This window comes from uncultured Bradyrhizobium sp., from assembly GCF_964252615.1.
GTDB lineage: Bacteria > Pseudomonadota > Alphaproteobacteria > Rhizobiales > Xanthobacteraceae > Bradyrhizobium.
This window is the reverse complement of the sequence record NZ_CAXUNQ010000046.1, coordinates 26,160-40,728: the sequence shown is the minus strand read 5'-3', so window position 1 is coordinate 40,728 and position 14,569 is coordinate 26,160. Positions and strand designations below refer to the sequence as shown.

The window sequence follows — 14,569 nt, the reverse complement described above, 5'->3', positions numbered from 1 at the left end:
ACGTCACCAATCCCGCCGCCGAGGACGACAAGACCTCGCCGATCTACGGCATGCCAGTGCTGCAGGTCTGGAAGGCCGGCACCGTGATGTTCATCAAGCGGTCGCTGGCCTCCGGCTATGCCGGCATCGACAATCCGCTGTTCTACCGCGACAATACCATGATGCTGCTCGGCGACGCCAAGAAGATGACCGAGAACATCGTCAAGGGGATGTAAGGCCGGCCTATTGGCTGGGGCCATGACCGTCCTTAAATGGCTAGCCGCGCTTGCGCTGATGGCTTGGTGCGGCGGGCTTGCCTTGCTGTACCTCGCACAGCGCTCGATTCTCTTCCCCATCCCGGAAACGCGTCGTACCTCGCCGCAAGCCGCCGGCCTGCCGCAGGCTGAAGAACATCTGCTGCAAACCGGCGACGGCGAGCAGCTCGTCGCTTGGCACGTTCCGCCGCAGGTCGGCAAGATGGTGGTGATCTTCTTGCATGGCAACGGCGATATCCTCGCCTGGCGTGCGCCGTGGTTTGCCAAATTGGTCGCCGACGGCACCGGACTTGTGGCGGTATCGTTCCGCGGCTATGCCGGATCGTCCGGGTCTCCAAGCGAAGCCGGTCTGTTGCAGGACGCCGAGGCGGCCTACGCGTTCGCCGCGCAGCGCTACGCGACCGGTCGCATCGCGTCATGGGGATATTCGCTCGGTACGGGACCCGCCGTCGCGCTCGCGTCGAGGCACCGGATCGCAGCGCTGATTCTGGAAGCGCCCTACACGTCGATTGCCGATGTCGCGGCGGCGGCTTTTCCGTTCGCGCCGGTGCGTTGGTTCGTCCGCGATCCATTCCACTCCGACCGGTGGATTGCCGATGTGACCTCGCCTGTCCTGATCATGCACGGGGAACGCGATCTCACAATCCCGATCCGGTTCGGTGAAAAGCTCTACGAATTTGCGCATCAGCCCAAGCAAATGGTACGCTTTGCCGAGGCCGCTCATGACGATCTCGATAGTTTTGGCACCATGGATGTTGCCCGAGCCTTTCTCGCAGGAACCGCAGATCAAGGCCTGAGTAAATGAGCGCTCACGGCCCGATGCCCCGTTCGGCGTGGATTTTTCCCGCGTTCGCCGTCGCGCTGTTCGTGGTCGCCACCGCGCTCGGCTATTCGTTCTCGCCGACGGCTGGCGGCATCGTGTTCGCCGCGATGCTGCTCGTGATCCTGTTCGGCACCGTATTCGCCGCCGTGCATCATGCCGAGGTGATCGCGCAGAAGATCGGCGAACCCTATGGCACGCTGCTGTTGACGCTGGCGGTCACCGTGATCGAGGTAGCGCTGATCGCCACCATCATGCTCGGTGAAAAAGCCGTGCCGACGCTCGCGCGCGATACCGTATTTGCGGTGGTGATGATCGTGTGCAACGGACTGGTCGGCATCTGCATCCTGGCCGGCGGCCTGCGCTACCGCGAGCAGGATGTGCAGGTGACGGGATCCAACCTGTATCTCAGCGTGCTGATCGTGCTTGCAACCATCACCCTGATCCTGCCCAACTACACGCTGACGACACCCGGGCCGCTCTATTCGGTGGCCCAGCTCACCTTTGTCAGCGTCGTCACCATCATCCTCTACGGCGTGTTCCTCTATACCCAGACCATCCGGCATCGCGATTATTTCATCATCGAAGGGGATGTTGTCGGCGGCGACGCGGAGCATGCGTCGGGCCGGACGCTGATGCTCAGCGGCTTTCTGCTGCTGGCCTCGCTGCTGGCGGTGGTACTACTGGCAAAGAAATTCTCGCTTGTGGTGGAAGCGGGTGCAGCCGCGATCGGCGCGCCGCCGGCCTTTGCAGGTATTCTGGTGGCGCTATTGATCCTGCTGCCCGAAAGCGTCGCGGCGATCTCCGCCGCACGCAACAACGATCTGCAAAAGAGCATCAATCTCGCGCTGGGGTCGTCGCTGGCCACCATCGGCCTGACAGTTCCCGCGGTTGCGGTGGTGGCTTATGCGCTGGACAAGACATTGGTGCTCGGCCTCGACCAGCGGGAGATGATATTGCTGGTGATGACGTTCCTTCTGGGCATGCTGACGTTCGGCACCGGCCGCACCAATATCCTGTTCGGGCTGGTTCACGTGCTGGTGTTTGCAGTATTCGTGTTCATGGTATTCGTGCCGTGACGTGCAGGGAGAAGCGGCCATGATCGGCGCAAAATCGGATGTTCAGGTCGACACCGCGGAAGTTCGCATCACCGAATGGCGGCTGCCGCCCGGCAGCGCCACCGGGCATCACATCCACCAGATGGACTACGTGGTGGTGCCGGTAACCGCGGGCGAAATGACCATCGTGGCGCCCAATGGCGAGCGCTCAAAGGCGCAGCTCGGTGTCGGTAAATCCTATTTCCGGAAAGCAGGCGTCGAACACGACGTGCTTAACGAAACCCAAACCGAAATCGTGTTTCTGGAGGTCGAACTGAAGCGGTGAAGGCGCTGGAAACGTTCAATAGAGCCGATTGCCACCGATCTGTCGCAGTTGATCCCTCAATGCGCCTCAAAGTGCCCGCATCAGGAAGCGCGCGGGGAGGCCGGCGATGCTGAAGAAATACGTCTCGAAGTTCACGATCGACATTCTACCCTCGGTGCTTGCCACTATCATCGGCGCCTACATCGTCAATCATTACATCGTCGCCAAGCCCGACGCCCCCGCCACGGCCGTGGCTTCCACCCCTGAGACGAAGAAGGCACCGGACATCGCCGGTATTCCCGAATCGGGTGTCAAGGCGAAGGGCATCTCGGAAAAAGCGCTGCTGGAGAAGACCGCATCGGAACGGCCCGTCGTTGCCGACAGGCCGTCGGAAGGCGCCGGCTTGTCGGTCGAACCGCGCCGGGTTCAGCCGCATGACAAGCCGGCTTCGAAGTCAGCGCCCGCCGCTGCGGCGATTGCGGCGCCGCCCCCGGCGTCTGCCCCGGTCGAAGCCGCGGCCGCGCCGGAACAGAAGCGCGACGCCAATGATCTTGCGCGCGCGGCAATCGAGCGGTTGCGTGGCACCAATGAAGCCTCGCCGCGCGTGCAGGAGGCGGTGCGTAGCCCCGAACTGCTTCACCAAGATGCGCCGCGCGCCGTAACGGCGGCGCCGGTGCAGCCGCTGCCGTCTCCTATCATGGTTTCGACGCCCCGGACCGAATCGACAAATCTGCCGACAGGTTCGTTGGCTATCAAGCCGCCTTATGGCTCCGCGCAGGTCGACGATCCGCGGCGGCCGACGCCGCCTGCCGATATCCCGTCGCAACCGCTCGAGCTTCGTGCGGAAGCGGCCGAAACGGCGCCGCGGGAGCGCACGTCGGTTGCCGAGGACGTGCTGTCGGCGGCAAAGTCGGTATTCCACGCCGTACTGCCGCGGTAGCGCTCTCCTCGCAGTGACGGGACGACTTTACCCGTCCCACGCGCGCGATGCCGCTTCGCGCCGCCTCGTTCCTGGGACGGATTGGCACGGTTATAATCTAGGGGGCGGTAACCTGCCGCCGTCCGAATGCATCGGTCAAAATAATAACGCGGGCGCAAGGCCCGCGTCATGACACTCATCCGAAAAGGTTCAGCGCGGTCCGCGCGGGCCGGCGCCGGGACCGCTTCGCCCGCCCGGGCCGCCGCGATCCGCTCCGGCGCCGGCGCCGAACACGGGCTTCGGCTTCATCGGCAGCAGGCCTTCGCGCTGCAGCTTCTTGCGAGCAAGCTTGCGAGCACGGCGCACCGCTTCCGCCTTTTCGCGGGCCTTCTTCTCGGAGGGCTTTTCGTAATGGCCGCGGAGTTTCATCTCGCGGAAAATCCCCTCGCGCTGCATCTTCTTTTTCAGCGCCTTGAGGGCTTGGTCGACATTGTTATCGCGAACGAGAACCTGCACGCGGCATCCTCTTCAATTGATCGGATTGGAAGCTTTCAGAGGCAGAGAGCCGGCTAAGGCCAGGCCCTCGACTTCAAGGGCGCGGATGTACCAGATCAAACCCGGAATGTCTACCGCCGCAGGTGTCGTTTTGGCCCCATTTCGACGCCGAGCTACGCTATTTGGCCGGTTATTATAACTGGCGTCATTAGAAGGACCTCGACAGGAGTCCGGAGCCAGTCACATACTCTCGCAACACGACTCATCATCACATCGCATCCGAGAATACCATCGGGAGGGATTCGCATGAACGCAAAGAAGTATGCGGCCGAGACGATCGGCACGTTCTGGTTGACGTTTGCGGGGTGCGGCAGCGCGGTGATTGCCGCGGGGTTTCCACAGGTGGGCATCGGCTTGCTCGGCGTATCATTCGCCTTCGGATTGAGCGTCGTGACCATGGCTTATGCCATCGGCCATGTGTCCGGCTGCCATCTCAATCCGGCCGTGACGGTCGGGTTGGCGGCAGGCGGCCGTTTCCCGACCGCGCAGATCCTTCCCTATGTAATTGCGCAGGTCATCGGCGCCGTCCTCGCTGCGGCGCTGTTGTATGCGATCGCGCGTGGCGCCGCCGGATTTGACGTCAGCAACGGTTTTGCTTCCAACGGCTACGACACGCATTCGCCCGGCAAATACGGCATGGCGGTCTGCTTCATCACCGAAGTGGTGATGACGATGATGTTCCTGTTCATCATCATGGGCTCGACCCACGGCAAGGCCCCCGCGGGCTTCGCGCCGCTGGCGATCGGGTTGGCGCTGGTGATGATTCACCTGGTCAGCATTCCCGTCACCAATACCTCGGTCAATCCGGCGCGCAGCACCGGCCCGGCATTGTTCGTCGGCGGGTGGGCGCTGGCGCAGCTATGGCTGTTCTGGATCGCACCGTTGATCGGCGGGGTGCTGGGCGGCGTGATCTATCGCTGGCTTAGCGGAGAACCGACGGGAGTCGTCGAAGGCAAGACGCCGGCGTGACCTCGATCCGCTATTTTCTGTCCGGCGTCACTTGCGTGACGTGTCCCATCTTGCGGCCGGAGCGCGGCGCGCCCTTCCGGTAGAGATGCACGGTGGCCCCCGGCGCGGTGAGCCACTGTTCGTAAGCGAGGACATCGTTTCCGATCAGATTGGTCATGGTGACCGCGCCGTGGCGGACCGGTTTGCCCAGCGGCCATCCGGCGATGGCACGGATATGCTGCTCGAATTGCGAGATCGAGGCGCCATCCAGCGTCCAGTGTCCGGAATTGTGCACCCGCGGCGCGATCTCGTTGACCAACAGTGTCGGGCCGGATGTCGAACCCTGCGTGCTCGGCACCACGAACATTTCGACCGCGAGCACGCCGACATAGTTCATCGCGTTGGCGATGGTTTCGGCGATGCCGCGGGCCTGCGCGGCCAGCTCGTCGGAAATCGCCGCAGGCACCCGCGAAACCTTGAGAATGTGATCGCCGTGCTTGTTTTCGGTGACGTCGAAACATTCCACATGGCCGTCGGCGCCGCGCGCCGCAATCACGGAAATTTCGCGCTCGAACGGGATGAACGCCTCCAGGATCGCCGATCTGGTAGCGAGATCGATCCAGACCCGCTGCAGGTCGTCGCCGTCGCGGATGATCGCCTGGCCTTTGCCGTCATAGCCGAAGCGGCGGGTCTTGATCACGGCCGGAAGCCCGACGCGCGCGATTGCGGCCCGCAGGCCGTCTACCGACGATGCGTCGGCATAAGCGGCGGTGCCAATGCCGAGCCTGGTTACGAAATCCTTCTCGGCGAGGCGATCCTGGGTGGTTTCAAGCACCTTGTATTCAGGCAGCACCGGACGGCGTGCCGCCAGCACCATGGCGGCGGCAGCCGGCACGTTCTCGAATTCGTAGGTGATGACATCGACGTCATTGGCAAACAGCTCGAGCGCCTCAACGTCGGCATATTCGGCGCAGGTGGCGTTCTGCACCACGTCGAATGCCGGCGCATCCGGATCCGGCGAAAACACCTGACACCTGAAGCCGAGGCGGGAGGCGGCCATCGCCAGCATCCGGCCCAATTGTCCGCCGCCGAGAATGCCGATGCTGTCGCCCGGCTTCAGCCTGGCCTGATTCGAAACGGTCACGCAACGCCCTCCGGCCGTTCGCTCACCGCCTCGGTTTGTGCTTTGCGCCAGGCGGTAAGCCGCCCTGCCAGCGCCGGATCGCCCAGCGCCAGCACCGCTGCGGCGAGCAGGGCCGCGTTGATGGCGCCGGGCTTGCCGATCGCCAGTGTCCCCACCGGAATCCCGGCCGGCATCTGCACGATCGAATAGAGCGAATCGACGCCCGAAAGCGCTTTGGATTCGACCGGCACGCCGAATACCGGCAGTTCGGTCAGCGATGCCGTCATGCCGGGCAGGTGGGCCGCGCCGCCGGCGCCGGCGATGATGATCTTGAAGCCGGCCGCCCTGGCGCCCGTGGCGAAGGCGAACAGCCGGTCCGGGGTGCGATGCGCCGAGACGATGCGGGTCTCGCAGGCGACGTCGAGCGCGGCCAGCGTTTCGGCGGCAAAGCGCAGGGTGTCCCAGTCCGACTGGCTCCCCATGATGATGGCAACGGTGGCGGTCATTTAGTTAATTCTGTTGGGGAATGCAGAAACATAGGCCGGATTATAGGTTCGGCCCGAGGTTCGGCAAGGCGTGGCAAGGGGTTCTGGAATGGACTATCCTGTCTTGGTGAACCCGGGCAAGCCATCCGCATGAAAAAGAAGTCGAAACCCACCGCTCTGAAAGCCGTGCAGCGCCGCAAAAGCAGCGTGTCGGCACGCAAAGTCGCGCCATCGCATCCGAGAGCGGCCAAAGCGCGCGCGAAATCGCCGGGGTCTGCCGCGAAATCCGCCGTGCCGATCGCTGCCGACTCCAGACAGACGATTCGCCGGTTGCGGCTGCAACTTGCCAAGGCAGTGGCTCGAATCAGCGAGTTGGATGCCGCGGCGGACCAGGATTTTTTGCTCGATATTCCCAACCGACGCGGTTTCGAACGCGAGCTGAATCGTTCGATTGCCTACATCAAGCGCTATCATGCCTCCGGCGCGCTGATCGTGCTGGACGTCGACCGCCTGAAACCGATCAACGACGCTTACGGCCACGCCGCGGGCGATGAGGTGCTCAAGGCCATCGTCGCCGTGCTGCTGCGGCATGTCAGGTCGTCCGACGTGGTCGGTCGGCTCGGCGGCGACGAGTTCGCGCTGCTGCTGTGGAATCTGAGCGAAACCGACGCGCACGCCAAGGCGGCTTCGCTGGAGCAGGCGGTGGACGGACTTTCGTTCGTGTTCCGCGGCTGCAAGATTTCCGCCGGCGCCTCCGCAGGCGTGGCAATACTCGGCACCCACGCCGAGGCGAGCAAGGCGCTCGAAGAAGCCGACAGCGCGATGTATGTGCGCAAGGCGCAGCGCAGGCATGAGGGACGGCCATGACAGTCGATCCCACCCCGTTTGCGCTGCACGTCCCCGAGACGGATATCGACGATCTGCGCGATCGTCTTGCCCGCACCCGGTTTCCCGATTCTGCACCTGGCCAGGCATGGGCTTACGGCACCGACGTCGCTTACCTCCGTGAACTCGCGGCCTATTGGCGCACTGCGTTCGACTGGCGGACGCAGGAAGCCGCGCTGAATGCGTTTCCGCAATTCCGCGCCGCGCTCCAAGACGTCGATCTGCATTACCTGCACGTGCCCGGCGTCGGCCCTGACCCGATGCCGCTGGTGCTGCTGCACGGCTGGCCGGGTTCGGTATTCGAGTTTCTCGAGATCATCCCGCGCCTCACCGATCCGGCGCGCTTTGGCGGCGACGCGCGCGATGCCTTCACCATTGTTGCGCCGTCCTTGCCCGGTTACGGCCTGTCGTTCCAGCCCGGCATGAAGCGGTTCGGCGTTCCTGAAATGGCGGATGCGGTCGCCGCGCTGATGACCGACGTCCTCGGCTACAGGACGTTCGGGGCGCAGGGAGGCGACTGGGGCGCCGCGGTCACCAGCCGATTGGGCTATGCCTATGCGGATCGCATGATCGGCATCCACATCAATCTGATGATGGCCGCGGGCCGCGACCCCGATGAATTTCCCGATCCGAACGAGGAGGAGCGGCGTTATCTCGGCGATCTCAAGCACTGGCTTCGCGAGGAGACCGGCTACCAGTGGATCCAGGGCACCAGGCCGCAGACGCTGGCGTTCGCGCTCACCGATTCGCCGGCGGGTCTCGCGGCCTGGATCGTGGAGAAATTCCGCGCCTGGTCCGACTGCAATGGCGATGTCGAAACGGCGATCGGGCGCGACCGCATGCTCGCCGACATCACGTTCTACTGGTTCACCGGAGCGATCGGCTCGTCGTTCTGGCCTTATTATGCCCGCCGCCATGGCTCGGCGATCCTGCCGGCCGGCGGCACCATTTCCGTGCCCACCGGCTACGCGCAATTCCCACGCGAAATACTCAAGCCGCCTCGGCGCGCCGCCGAGCGGGTGTTTACCGACATCAGGCGCTGGAGCGTCATGCCCAGAGGCGGACATTTCGCGGCGCTGGAACAGCCGGAGTTACTCGCAGGCGAGGTGCAGGCTTTTTTTCGCGACCTGCGCTGAGCGGCCTACAGCTCGTCGAGATCGTCCGGCACCTCGCCGAATTTTTTCAGGAGTTGAGCGTCGGTGAATTCACCGGCCGTCGGATCGCCGGTGCGGCTGAACGCCACCGCGCCAATATTGCCGGCGACGCGCGCCAACACCTCGGCGCGGCGGATTGCGCCGGACGGGCTCTGGCATTGTTCACCCGAACCGGCCACCGGCGAGCCGGTGTCATCCTTCAGGAACGGCAACGCGACATAATACGTGACATCGGCCATGGCGCGGCTCCGGATGCAGTTGATCGATCAGGCGGCATTGCCCGCTGCGCGGGGCATTCCCGACCGCGCAATTCCTGCAATTCCGTTTCGAGATATTCATTCGCCATGATCAAGGCCTTGATCGCACCGCGCAAATTGCCGCCGCACATCGCGATCGCCTGGTCGCAGGCCTGCTCGTAGTGATTGTTTTCGGTCGGCGGCGCGCAGTCGGACATCGTGGAATCCCCAAGCTGGAAGACATCGTGCGTAATGTTCTCTTTTTGTTCTAAAGGAGTCAAGCGTTGACCCGGGCACGAAGGCCGGTTTCCCCCGCTTTAGTTACGTATCCGCGATGTCGGCGGGTTTCCGGATCGCACTGCGCCTGCTGTCGACCGGGCTGGCCGGGACGAAGGCTGGCTTGATCGCTTAAGCACCGGATCGCTCGATCGCGATTGCGCCGGTATGTTTGCGCGGCAGCAACATCCGCATTGAAATCGGCCGCGGCGCCACCCCTGGCGGCACGCATCCCTGAAGCGTGCCAGAATATAGGCGAACTGGAACGAAAACATAATCCGGAGCTTAACGCCTCTTCAAAGGGAGTGAGACATATGGGTCTGCCGGGCACTAAAGGACCCGTGGTGCTGATCGTCGAAGACGAGTTCCTGTTGCGTATGAATGCGCGCGATTTGATTCAGGCAGCGGGGTTCAACGTTGTCGAGGCGGCCAATGCCGACGAGGCGATTGAGATACTGGAAAGCCGGCGGGACATCACGGTGGTATTTACCGATATCCAGATGCCCGGTTCCATGGACGGCCTTAAGCTCGCCCAAGCGATTCGCGGCCGCTGGCCGCCCATCAAGATCATTGCGACCTCCGGTCATGTCAGCGTGACGCAAGAGGATCTTCCCGAGGGCGGGCGGTTTCTTCCGAAGCCCTACAGTCCGGTCGAGATCATCAGCATGCTTCGCGAATTGACCGGCCCGTAAAAGCCAGACGAACTCACGCGATGATATCCGGCGTGATCTGGTCTTCGATGAAGGCGATACGGTCGCGCAATTGCAGCTTGCGTTTCTTCAGCCGCTGCAGGCGCAGCAGGTCAGGCGCGGGCGATTGATGCAGAGCATCGATTGCGGCGTCGAGGTCGCGGTGTTCCTGCTGGAGGCGGGCGAGCTCGGAGGTGAGTTCGCGCTCATCGTCGTTGGTCATGGTCTACGTTAGCTGAAACCGGATGCGTTTGCGAAGGGGTGCGGAACGCAATGTGAGAAAAGCACGACAGGAATATCGTCCGTGCGGCGGACCGGCGCAAGCCGGCCGGCGTCAGAAAGTTCCCTCACGTTTCATGTCAACTAATACACCATGTGAACGCTCAACTTTTAATACCCATCGACAGCTGCCCAAGCGGGTGTACACTGCGCAGTGCAGGCCGAATCCAAGTTTCACTATCAGGAGACTTCGTATGGCGATACAGGCGCATCTCGTTGAACTCGAACGTAAACATCGGGTCCTGGAGGGCGAATTGCACGAGGCCCTAACCCATCCGTCCACGGACGATTTGCGAATAGTCGAGTTGAAGCGCCGCAAATTGATGGTCAAAGACGAGATCGAGCGGTTGAGGCTCTCGGTCAGCGAGACGCTTCACTAGCGTTTTGGAAGGCTTGGTCCGGCTGCGTTACCACGGACAGCTTTCCATTTTTCAGTTGTCGTATCGGTCAATAATCGTCGCGGCGGCCTTCGGCCATCGCGTGCCTTGTTCTGATTTCAAACCCCCGCCAATTCGCTGATATGATCCGCGATCGCCAGGGACGAGGTGAGACCCGGCGATTCGATGCCGAACAGGTTGATCAGCCCGCCGACGCCATGGTCGCGCGGCCCCTGAATCATGAAATCCTGCCTGGCTACCGCCGGCGGTACGATCTTGGGTCGAATGCCGGAGTAGCTCGGCATCAGCGCGCCGTCCGGCAGGGCGGGCCAGTACCGCCGGATCGCGGGGTAAAACCGCTCGGCCCGTGCCGGATCGACTGCATAATCGATCGCATCGACCCATTCCACGTCCGGTCCAAACCGCGCTTGCCCCGCTAGGTCGAGCGTCAGGTGCACCCCCAGTCCGCCGGGCTCCGGCACCGGATAGATCAGGCGCGAAAACGGTGCCCGCGCGCTGCAACTGAAATAATTGCCCTTCGCCAGATAGGCGGGCGGGATCAGTTCGATCGGCATGCCGTCGATGCTGCGCGCGACCGCCGTCGCCCCGAGCCCCGCCGCATTGATCAGGAGCCGGCATTCGAGTGTCATCGGTGCGGCGCCGCCGACATCAAGTTCGATTCCGCCGGCCGCAGCCTTTGCGCGCTGTAACGGTGCATGGAATGCATAGGCCGCCCCGGCGGCTTCCGCGTCGCCGCGCAGCGCCAGCATGAACGCATGGCTGTCGACAATGCCGGTGGAGGGCGACAACAGCGCCGCGTCGCAATGCAAAGCCGGTTCAAGCCCGCGCGCGGCCTCCCCGCTGAGCACCTCCATGTCGAGGACCCCATTGGCTTCGGCATGGGCCTTGATTGACTGCAGCTTGGCGGTTTCGGAGGGTGTCGTCGCGACAATCAGCTTGCCGCAATTGCGGTGCGCGATGCCATGGTCGCGGCAGTACGCATAGAGCGCGCGCTTGCCGGCCACGCACATCCGCGCCATCAGGCTGCCGGCAGGATAATAGATGCCGGCGTGGATCACCTCGCTGTTGCGCGACGAGGTTACGGTGCCGATGCCTTCCGCCGCCTCCAGGACGACGACTTCAAGGCCCGCCTGGGCCAGCCGCCGCGCGATGGCCAGGCCGATGACCCCGGCGCCGACAACGACGCATTCGACTTTATCCATTCGCGGCCCGGATTTCGAACCGGCCGGATCCGGCGCGATGCGAGCCAGGGCCGCAGCGGAATCGATTCATGGGCCATCGCCTTGTTTGAACGATTCTTTTTCACGGCCTACGTGACCGCGGATCGCTGTTAGCGACACATTAATCATATAGGGCCAATTGCCGTCATTTGACTCAGATTTTCCGGTTGCAAGGGTACGCGTTTACCTGATTCAAACACGTGAAGCCAGACACTCCGGCGGCAATCTGCGGGTGAGGTATGGCTTCCAAGAATTGGCAGGCAGGCGGCAGGATTCCGGGTTTTGCGCTGGCCGTGGCATGCCTGTTTGCGGGGCGATCGGACGCGGCGCGAGCCGCGTCCGGTGGCTTCGCACCCCCGAGCTACATCGGCTCGGCGGATCCGCATTTCGTCTGGGAAGTCCTGATCGGCGGCATCGTGATCGCCTCGTTCGTTGCGGCAGCGGGGCTTTGGGTGATGTCCGCGTTGCGCAAGGCCAGGCGTTCGCAGTTGCGGCGCAACGCCTTCATCAGTTCTGCCCTGAACAACCTCAGCCAGGGCGTCGTCATGACCGATGCGCAAAAGCGCGTCGTGTTCTGCAATGACCGCTATCTCGAAATCTACGGGATGACACGCTCCGACATTCCCAGGAACATGACCGGTCCCGAGCTGCTGGCGTTGCGGCGCAAGCGCGGCGTGCTGGACGTCGGCACCGACGATTTCTATCGATGTGCCGGCGCCGCCGAAGGCCTTGTCACCGAATTGCCCGATGGACGGTCGATCGTCGTAAAATACTGGAAGCTGCCGAACGGCGGCTCGGTGGCGACGCACGAGGACTGCAGCGAGCAGCGCCGACTGGCGCGGCAACTGGCGACCACCACGCAATTCCTGGAATCAGTCATCGACAACGTCCCGGTCTGTGTCGCCGCCAAGAGCATCGAGGACGGCCGCTATATCCTCGCCAACCGCGCGTTCGAAAAATTCTCGCGGCTGTCCCGCCAGGAAATCGTCGGCAAGCGCGCCGACGAAATCTTCAAGCCGGCGACGGCGGCGGGCATCGTGGCGGCCGATCGCGCCGCGCTGGAATCGCCGAACAGTCAGTTTCGCAACGAAATGCTGGTGGAGCGCGGTTCGGAAAAACGCACCCTGGCCAGCAACCGCGTGATCGCCCGCGACGACCAGGACCGGCCGAAATTCCTGATCGCGTTGTTCGACGACGTGACCGACCACAAGTCGTTGTCGCTTGAACTGGAGAGCACCAAGAAGTTCCTCGAACTGATCGTCGATAATATTCCGGTGTCGCTGATCGTCGAGCGCGTCAGCGACGGCAAGTATCTGCTCGCCAACCGCAGCGCCGAAATCATTCTCAACCGCCGCCGCGAAGACGCCACCGGGCTGACCGCCGCCGACATTTTCAACCCGCGCGAAGCGAGATTGATCGTGGCGCGCGACGAAGCGGCGATCAAGAAAAGGGGAATGCTCGCCGAGGAACATCCGATCAGCACCAAGGACGGCTTGCGGCTGTTCCTGACGCGGCGCGTGACGGTGCTCGGCGATGACGGCCAGCCGCAATACCTGATCAAGACCCACGAGGACGTCACCGACCGCCGTCAGACCGAGTCGCGGATGGCGCACATGGCATATCACGACGGCCTGACCGATCTGCCGAACCGCGCGGCGTTCCTGCAGGCCCTGGCGCAGATGATCGAGGCCTGCGCCGGCACCGACGAGCAATTTGCCGTGCTGTCGGTCGACCTCGACGGTTTGAAGGAAATCAACGACGTGTTCGGTCATTCGATCGGCGACAAGCTGTTGATCGAGGTTTCGCGCCGGATCCAGAACTCGGCGCGCGGCGGCGTGGTCGCCCGCTTGAGCGGCGACGAATTCGGCCTGCTGATCGACGGCAAGCAGCCCGATGCCGGCAAGGCGCTGGCGGAGAAGGTCGCCGAAGCGCTTGCGAGCGAATTTCTGATCGGCGGCAAGTCGGTTCGTATCGGCTGCACCACCGGAATTTCGATTTTCCCGCGCGACGGCGCCGATGCGGCGTCGCTGCTCGCCAACGCCGGCGCGGCGCTGTTCCGCGCCAAGGCGAAATCGCGCGGGTCGATCGGCATCTTTGAACCGGAGATGGACCAACAGATCCGCGATCGACGCGTGCTGCATCAGGATCTGTCGCTTGCCATCCGGAACGGTGAACTCTCGCTGCATTTCCAGCCGCAGGCGAGGGCCGGCCACAGCATCGGCAGCAGCGACGTCATCGGTTTCGAGGCGCTGGCGCGCTGGTTCCATCCGGTGCGCGGTTTCGTGCCCCCCGGCGATTTCATTCCGCTGGCGGAAGAAAGCGGATTGATCGTCGAGATGGGCGAGTGGATTTTGCGCGAGGCGTGCCGTGAAGCCGCATCCTGGCCGCGGCCGCTGCAAATCGCGGTCAACCTTTCACCGGCGCAGTTCATGCATGGCGATCTCGTCAGTCTGGCGCATTCCATCCTGCTGGAAACCGGCCTTGCGCCGGGCCGGCTCGAACTGGAAATCACCGAAGGGGTGTTGATCGAGGATTTCGATCGCGGGCTGGCGCTGCTGCGGCGATTGAAGGCGCTGGGCGTGCGCGTCTCGATGGACGATTTCGGCAGCGGTTATTCCTCGCTGAGCTATCTGCAGGCGTTCCCGTTCGACAAGATCAAGATCGACCGCACCTTTGTGATCAATCTCGGACGCAATCCGCAATCGGCGGCGATCGTCCGCGCCGTGATCGGCCTCGGCCATGGGCTGGAGATGTCGATCGTCGCCGAAGGCGTCGAAACCCAGGAGCAGCTCTCCTTCCTCGCGGACGAAGGCTGCAACGCAGTGCAGGGTTACTTTATCGGCAGGCCGGCGCCGATCCTGCAATATTCTGCGCTGGTCGGCCATACCGGCAGCATCGCGGAGCCTGCGCGCAAGGTGGGCTGAAGGTCCGGTAACTCAATCCGGTCACGACGGCTGCGGTGCGGG

18 protein-coding genes are annotated in these 14,569 nt (G+C 63.3%); 11 read left to right on the top strand and 7 right to left on the bottom strand.

Features of this window, described 5'->3' with window-relative positions; translation table 11 throughout:
• From ACFE72_RS19405 to ACFE72_RS19385, 5 genes are all read left to right on the top strand, one after another.
• Positions 1-215: NAD(P)(+) transhydrogenase (Re/Si-specific) subunit beta (locus tag ACFE72_RS19405; protein WP_375414745.1), on the top strand; the 215-nt coding region annotated here is incomplete at its 5' end.
• Positions 216-237: 22 nt separating this feature from the next.
• Positions 238-1,059 (top strand): alpha/beta hydrolase, encoded by an 822-nt coding sequence (locus tag ACFE72_RS19400; protein WP_375414744.1) that lies wholly within the window; start codon positions 238-240, stop codon positions 1,057-1,059.
• Complete coding sequence (locus ACFE72_RS19395) at positions 1,056-2,153, top strand: calcium:proton antiporter (protein ID WP_375414743.1); 1,098 nt, start codon at positions 1,056-1,058, stop codon at positions 2,151-2,153. The genes ACFE72_RS19400 and ACFE72_RS19395 overlap by 4 nt, the downstream gene beginning before the upstream one ends.
• Before the next feature lie 19 nt (positions 2,154-2,172).
• Positions 2,173-2,457 (top strand): cupin domain-containing protein, encoded by a 285-nt coding sequence (locus ACFE72_RS19390; protein WP_375414742.1) that lies wholly within the window; start codon positions 2,173-2,175, stop codon positions 2,455-2,457.
• Between the two features lie 106 nt (positions 2,458-2,563).
• The gene (locus tag ACFE72_RS19385) at positions 2,564-3,376 is read left to right on the top strand and encodes a hypothetical protein (protein ID WP_375414741.1); all 813 of its coding nucleotides are present in this window, start codon (positions 2,564-2,566) and stop codon (positions 3,374-3,376) included.
• Positions 3,377-3,565: 189 nt separating this feature from the next.
• Here the strand turns inward: ACFE72_RS19385 and rpsU are convergent, their stop codons facing one another.
• The gene (gene rpsU, locus ACFE72_RS19380) at positions 3,566-3,871 is read right to left on the bottom strand and encodes a 30S ribosomal protein S21 (RefSeq protein WP_375414740.1); all 306 of its coding nucleotides are present in this window, start codon (positions 3,869-3,871) and stop codon (positions 3,566-3,568) included.
• Between the two features lie 285 nt (positions 3,872-4,156).
• On the opposite strand from rpsU, the gene aqpZ reads away from it, so the two are divergent.
• Positions 4,157-4,879 carry an aquaporin Z gene (gene aqpZ / locus ACFE72_RS19375; RefSeq protein ID WP_375414739.1) on the top strand — a complete coding sequence of 241 codons (723 nt, stop codon included), beginning with the start codon at positions 4,157-4,159 and terminating at the stop codon, positions 4,877-4,879.
• Between the two features lie 10 nt (positions 4,880-4,889).
• On the opposite strand, the gene ACFE72_RS19370 is transcribed toward aqpZ, so the two are convergent.
• Positions 4,890-6,002, bottom strand: coding sequence for a 5-(carboxyamino)imidazole ribonucleotide synthase (locus ACFE72_RS19370; protein WP_375414738.1), 1,113 nt, complete (start codon positions 6,000-6,002; stop codon positions 4,890-4,892).
• Positions 5,999-6,487 carry a 5-(carboxyamino)imidazole ribonucleotide mutase gene (gene purE, locus ACFE72_RS19365; RefSeq protein WP_375414737.1) on the bottom strand — a complete coding sequence of 163 codons (489 nt, stop codon included), beginning with the start codon at positions 6,485-6,487 and terminating at the stop codon, positions 5,999-6,001. Before purE ends, ACFE72_RS19370 begins: the two co-directional genes overlap by 4 nt.
• A 129-nt stretch (positions 6,488-6,616) precedes the next feature.
• On the opposite strand from purE, the gene ACFE72_RS19360 reads away from it, so the two are divergent.
• Together ACFE72_RS19360 and ACFE72_RS19355 are read left to right on the top strand one after the other, a co-directional pair.
• Entirely contained in the window at positions 6,617-7,333 is a 717-nt protein-coding gene (locus ACFE72_RS19360; RefSeq protein WP_375414736.1) for a GGDEF domain-containing protein, read from the top strand.
• Complete coding sequence (locus tag ACFE72_RS19355) at positions 7,330-8,487, top strand: epoxide hydrolase family protein (RefSeq protein WP_375414735.1); 1,158 nt, start codon at positions 7,330-7,332, stop codon at positions 8,485-8,487. The genes ACFE72_RS19360 and ACFE72_RS19355 overlap by 4 nt, the downstream gene beginning before the upstream one ends.
• Before the next feature lie 5 nt (positions 8,488-8,492).
• On the opposite strand, the gene ACFE72_RS19350 is transcribed toward ACFE72_RS19355, so the two are convergent.
• Together ACFE72_RS19350 and ACFE72_RS19345 are read right to left on the bottom strand one after the other, a co-directional pair.
• Positions 8,493-8,744: a hypothetical protein gene (locus ACFE72_RS19350; RefSeq protein ID WP_375414734.1), complete on the bottom strand. Its 252-nt coding sequence runs from the start codon at positions 8,742-8,744 to the stop codon at positions 8,493-8,495.
• Positions 8,705-8,959 carry a hypothetical protein gene (locus tag ACFE72_RS19345; protein WP_375414733.1) on the bottom strand — a complete coding sequence of 85 codons (255 nt, stop codon included), beginning with the start codon at positions 8,957-8,959 and terminating at the stop codon, positions 8,705-8,707. Before ACFE72_RS19345 ends, ACFE72_RS19350 begins: the two co-directional genes overlap by 40 nt.
• 372 nt (positions 8,960-9,331) lie before the next feature.
• Here ACFE72_RS19345 and ACFE72_RS19340 point away from each other — a divergent pair, with 372 nt between their 5' ends.
• Positions 9,332-9,709: a response regulator gene (locus ACFE72_RS19340; RefSeq protein WP_375414747.1), complete on the top strand. Its 378-nt coding sequence runs from the start codon at positions 9,332-9,334 to the stop codon at positions 9,707-9,709.
• 13 nt (positions 9,710-9,722) lie between these two features.
• Here the strand turns inward: ACFE72_RS19340 and ACFE72_RS19335 are convergent, their stop codons facing one another.
• Complete coding sequence (locus tag ACFE72_RS19335) at positions 9,723-9,929, bottom strand: YdcH family protein (RefSeq protein WP_375414732.1); 207 nt, start codon at positions 9,927-9,929, stop codon at positions 9,723-9,725.
• 250 nt (positions 9,930-10,179) lie between these two features.
• Here ACFE72_RS19335 and ACFE72_RS19330 point away from each other — a divergent pair, with 250 nt between their 5' ends.
• The gene (locus tag ACFE72_RS19330; protein ID WP_375414731.1) at positions 10,180-10,365 is read left to right on the top strand and encodes a YdcH family protein; all 186 of its coding nucleotides are present in this window, start codon (positions 10,180-10,182) and stop codon (positions 10,363-10,365) included.
• A gap of 116 nt (positions 10,366-10,481) precedes the next feature.
• Here ACFE72_RS19330 and ACFE72_RS19325 read toward each other — a convergent pair whose 3' ends face one another.
• Positions 10,482-11,585 carry an NAD(P)/FAD-dependent oxidoreductase gene (locus tag ACFE72_RS19325; protein WP_375414730.1) on the bottom strand — a complete coding sequence of 368 codons (1,104 nt, stop codon included), beginning with the start codon at positions 11,583-11,585 and terminating at the stop codon, positions 10,482-10,484.
• Positions 11,586-11,842: 257 nt separating this feature from the next.
• Between ACFE72_RS19325 and ACFE72_RS19320 the strand changes: the two genes are divergently transcribed.
• Positions 11,843-14,527, top strand: coding sequence for an EAL domain-containing protein (locus ACFE72_RS19320; protein WP_375414729.1), 2,685 nt, complete (start codon positions 11,843-11,845; stop codon positions 14,525-14,527).
• Positions 14,528-14,569 lie beyond the last annotated feature (42 nt).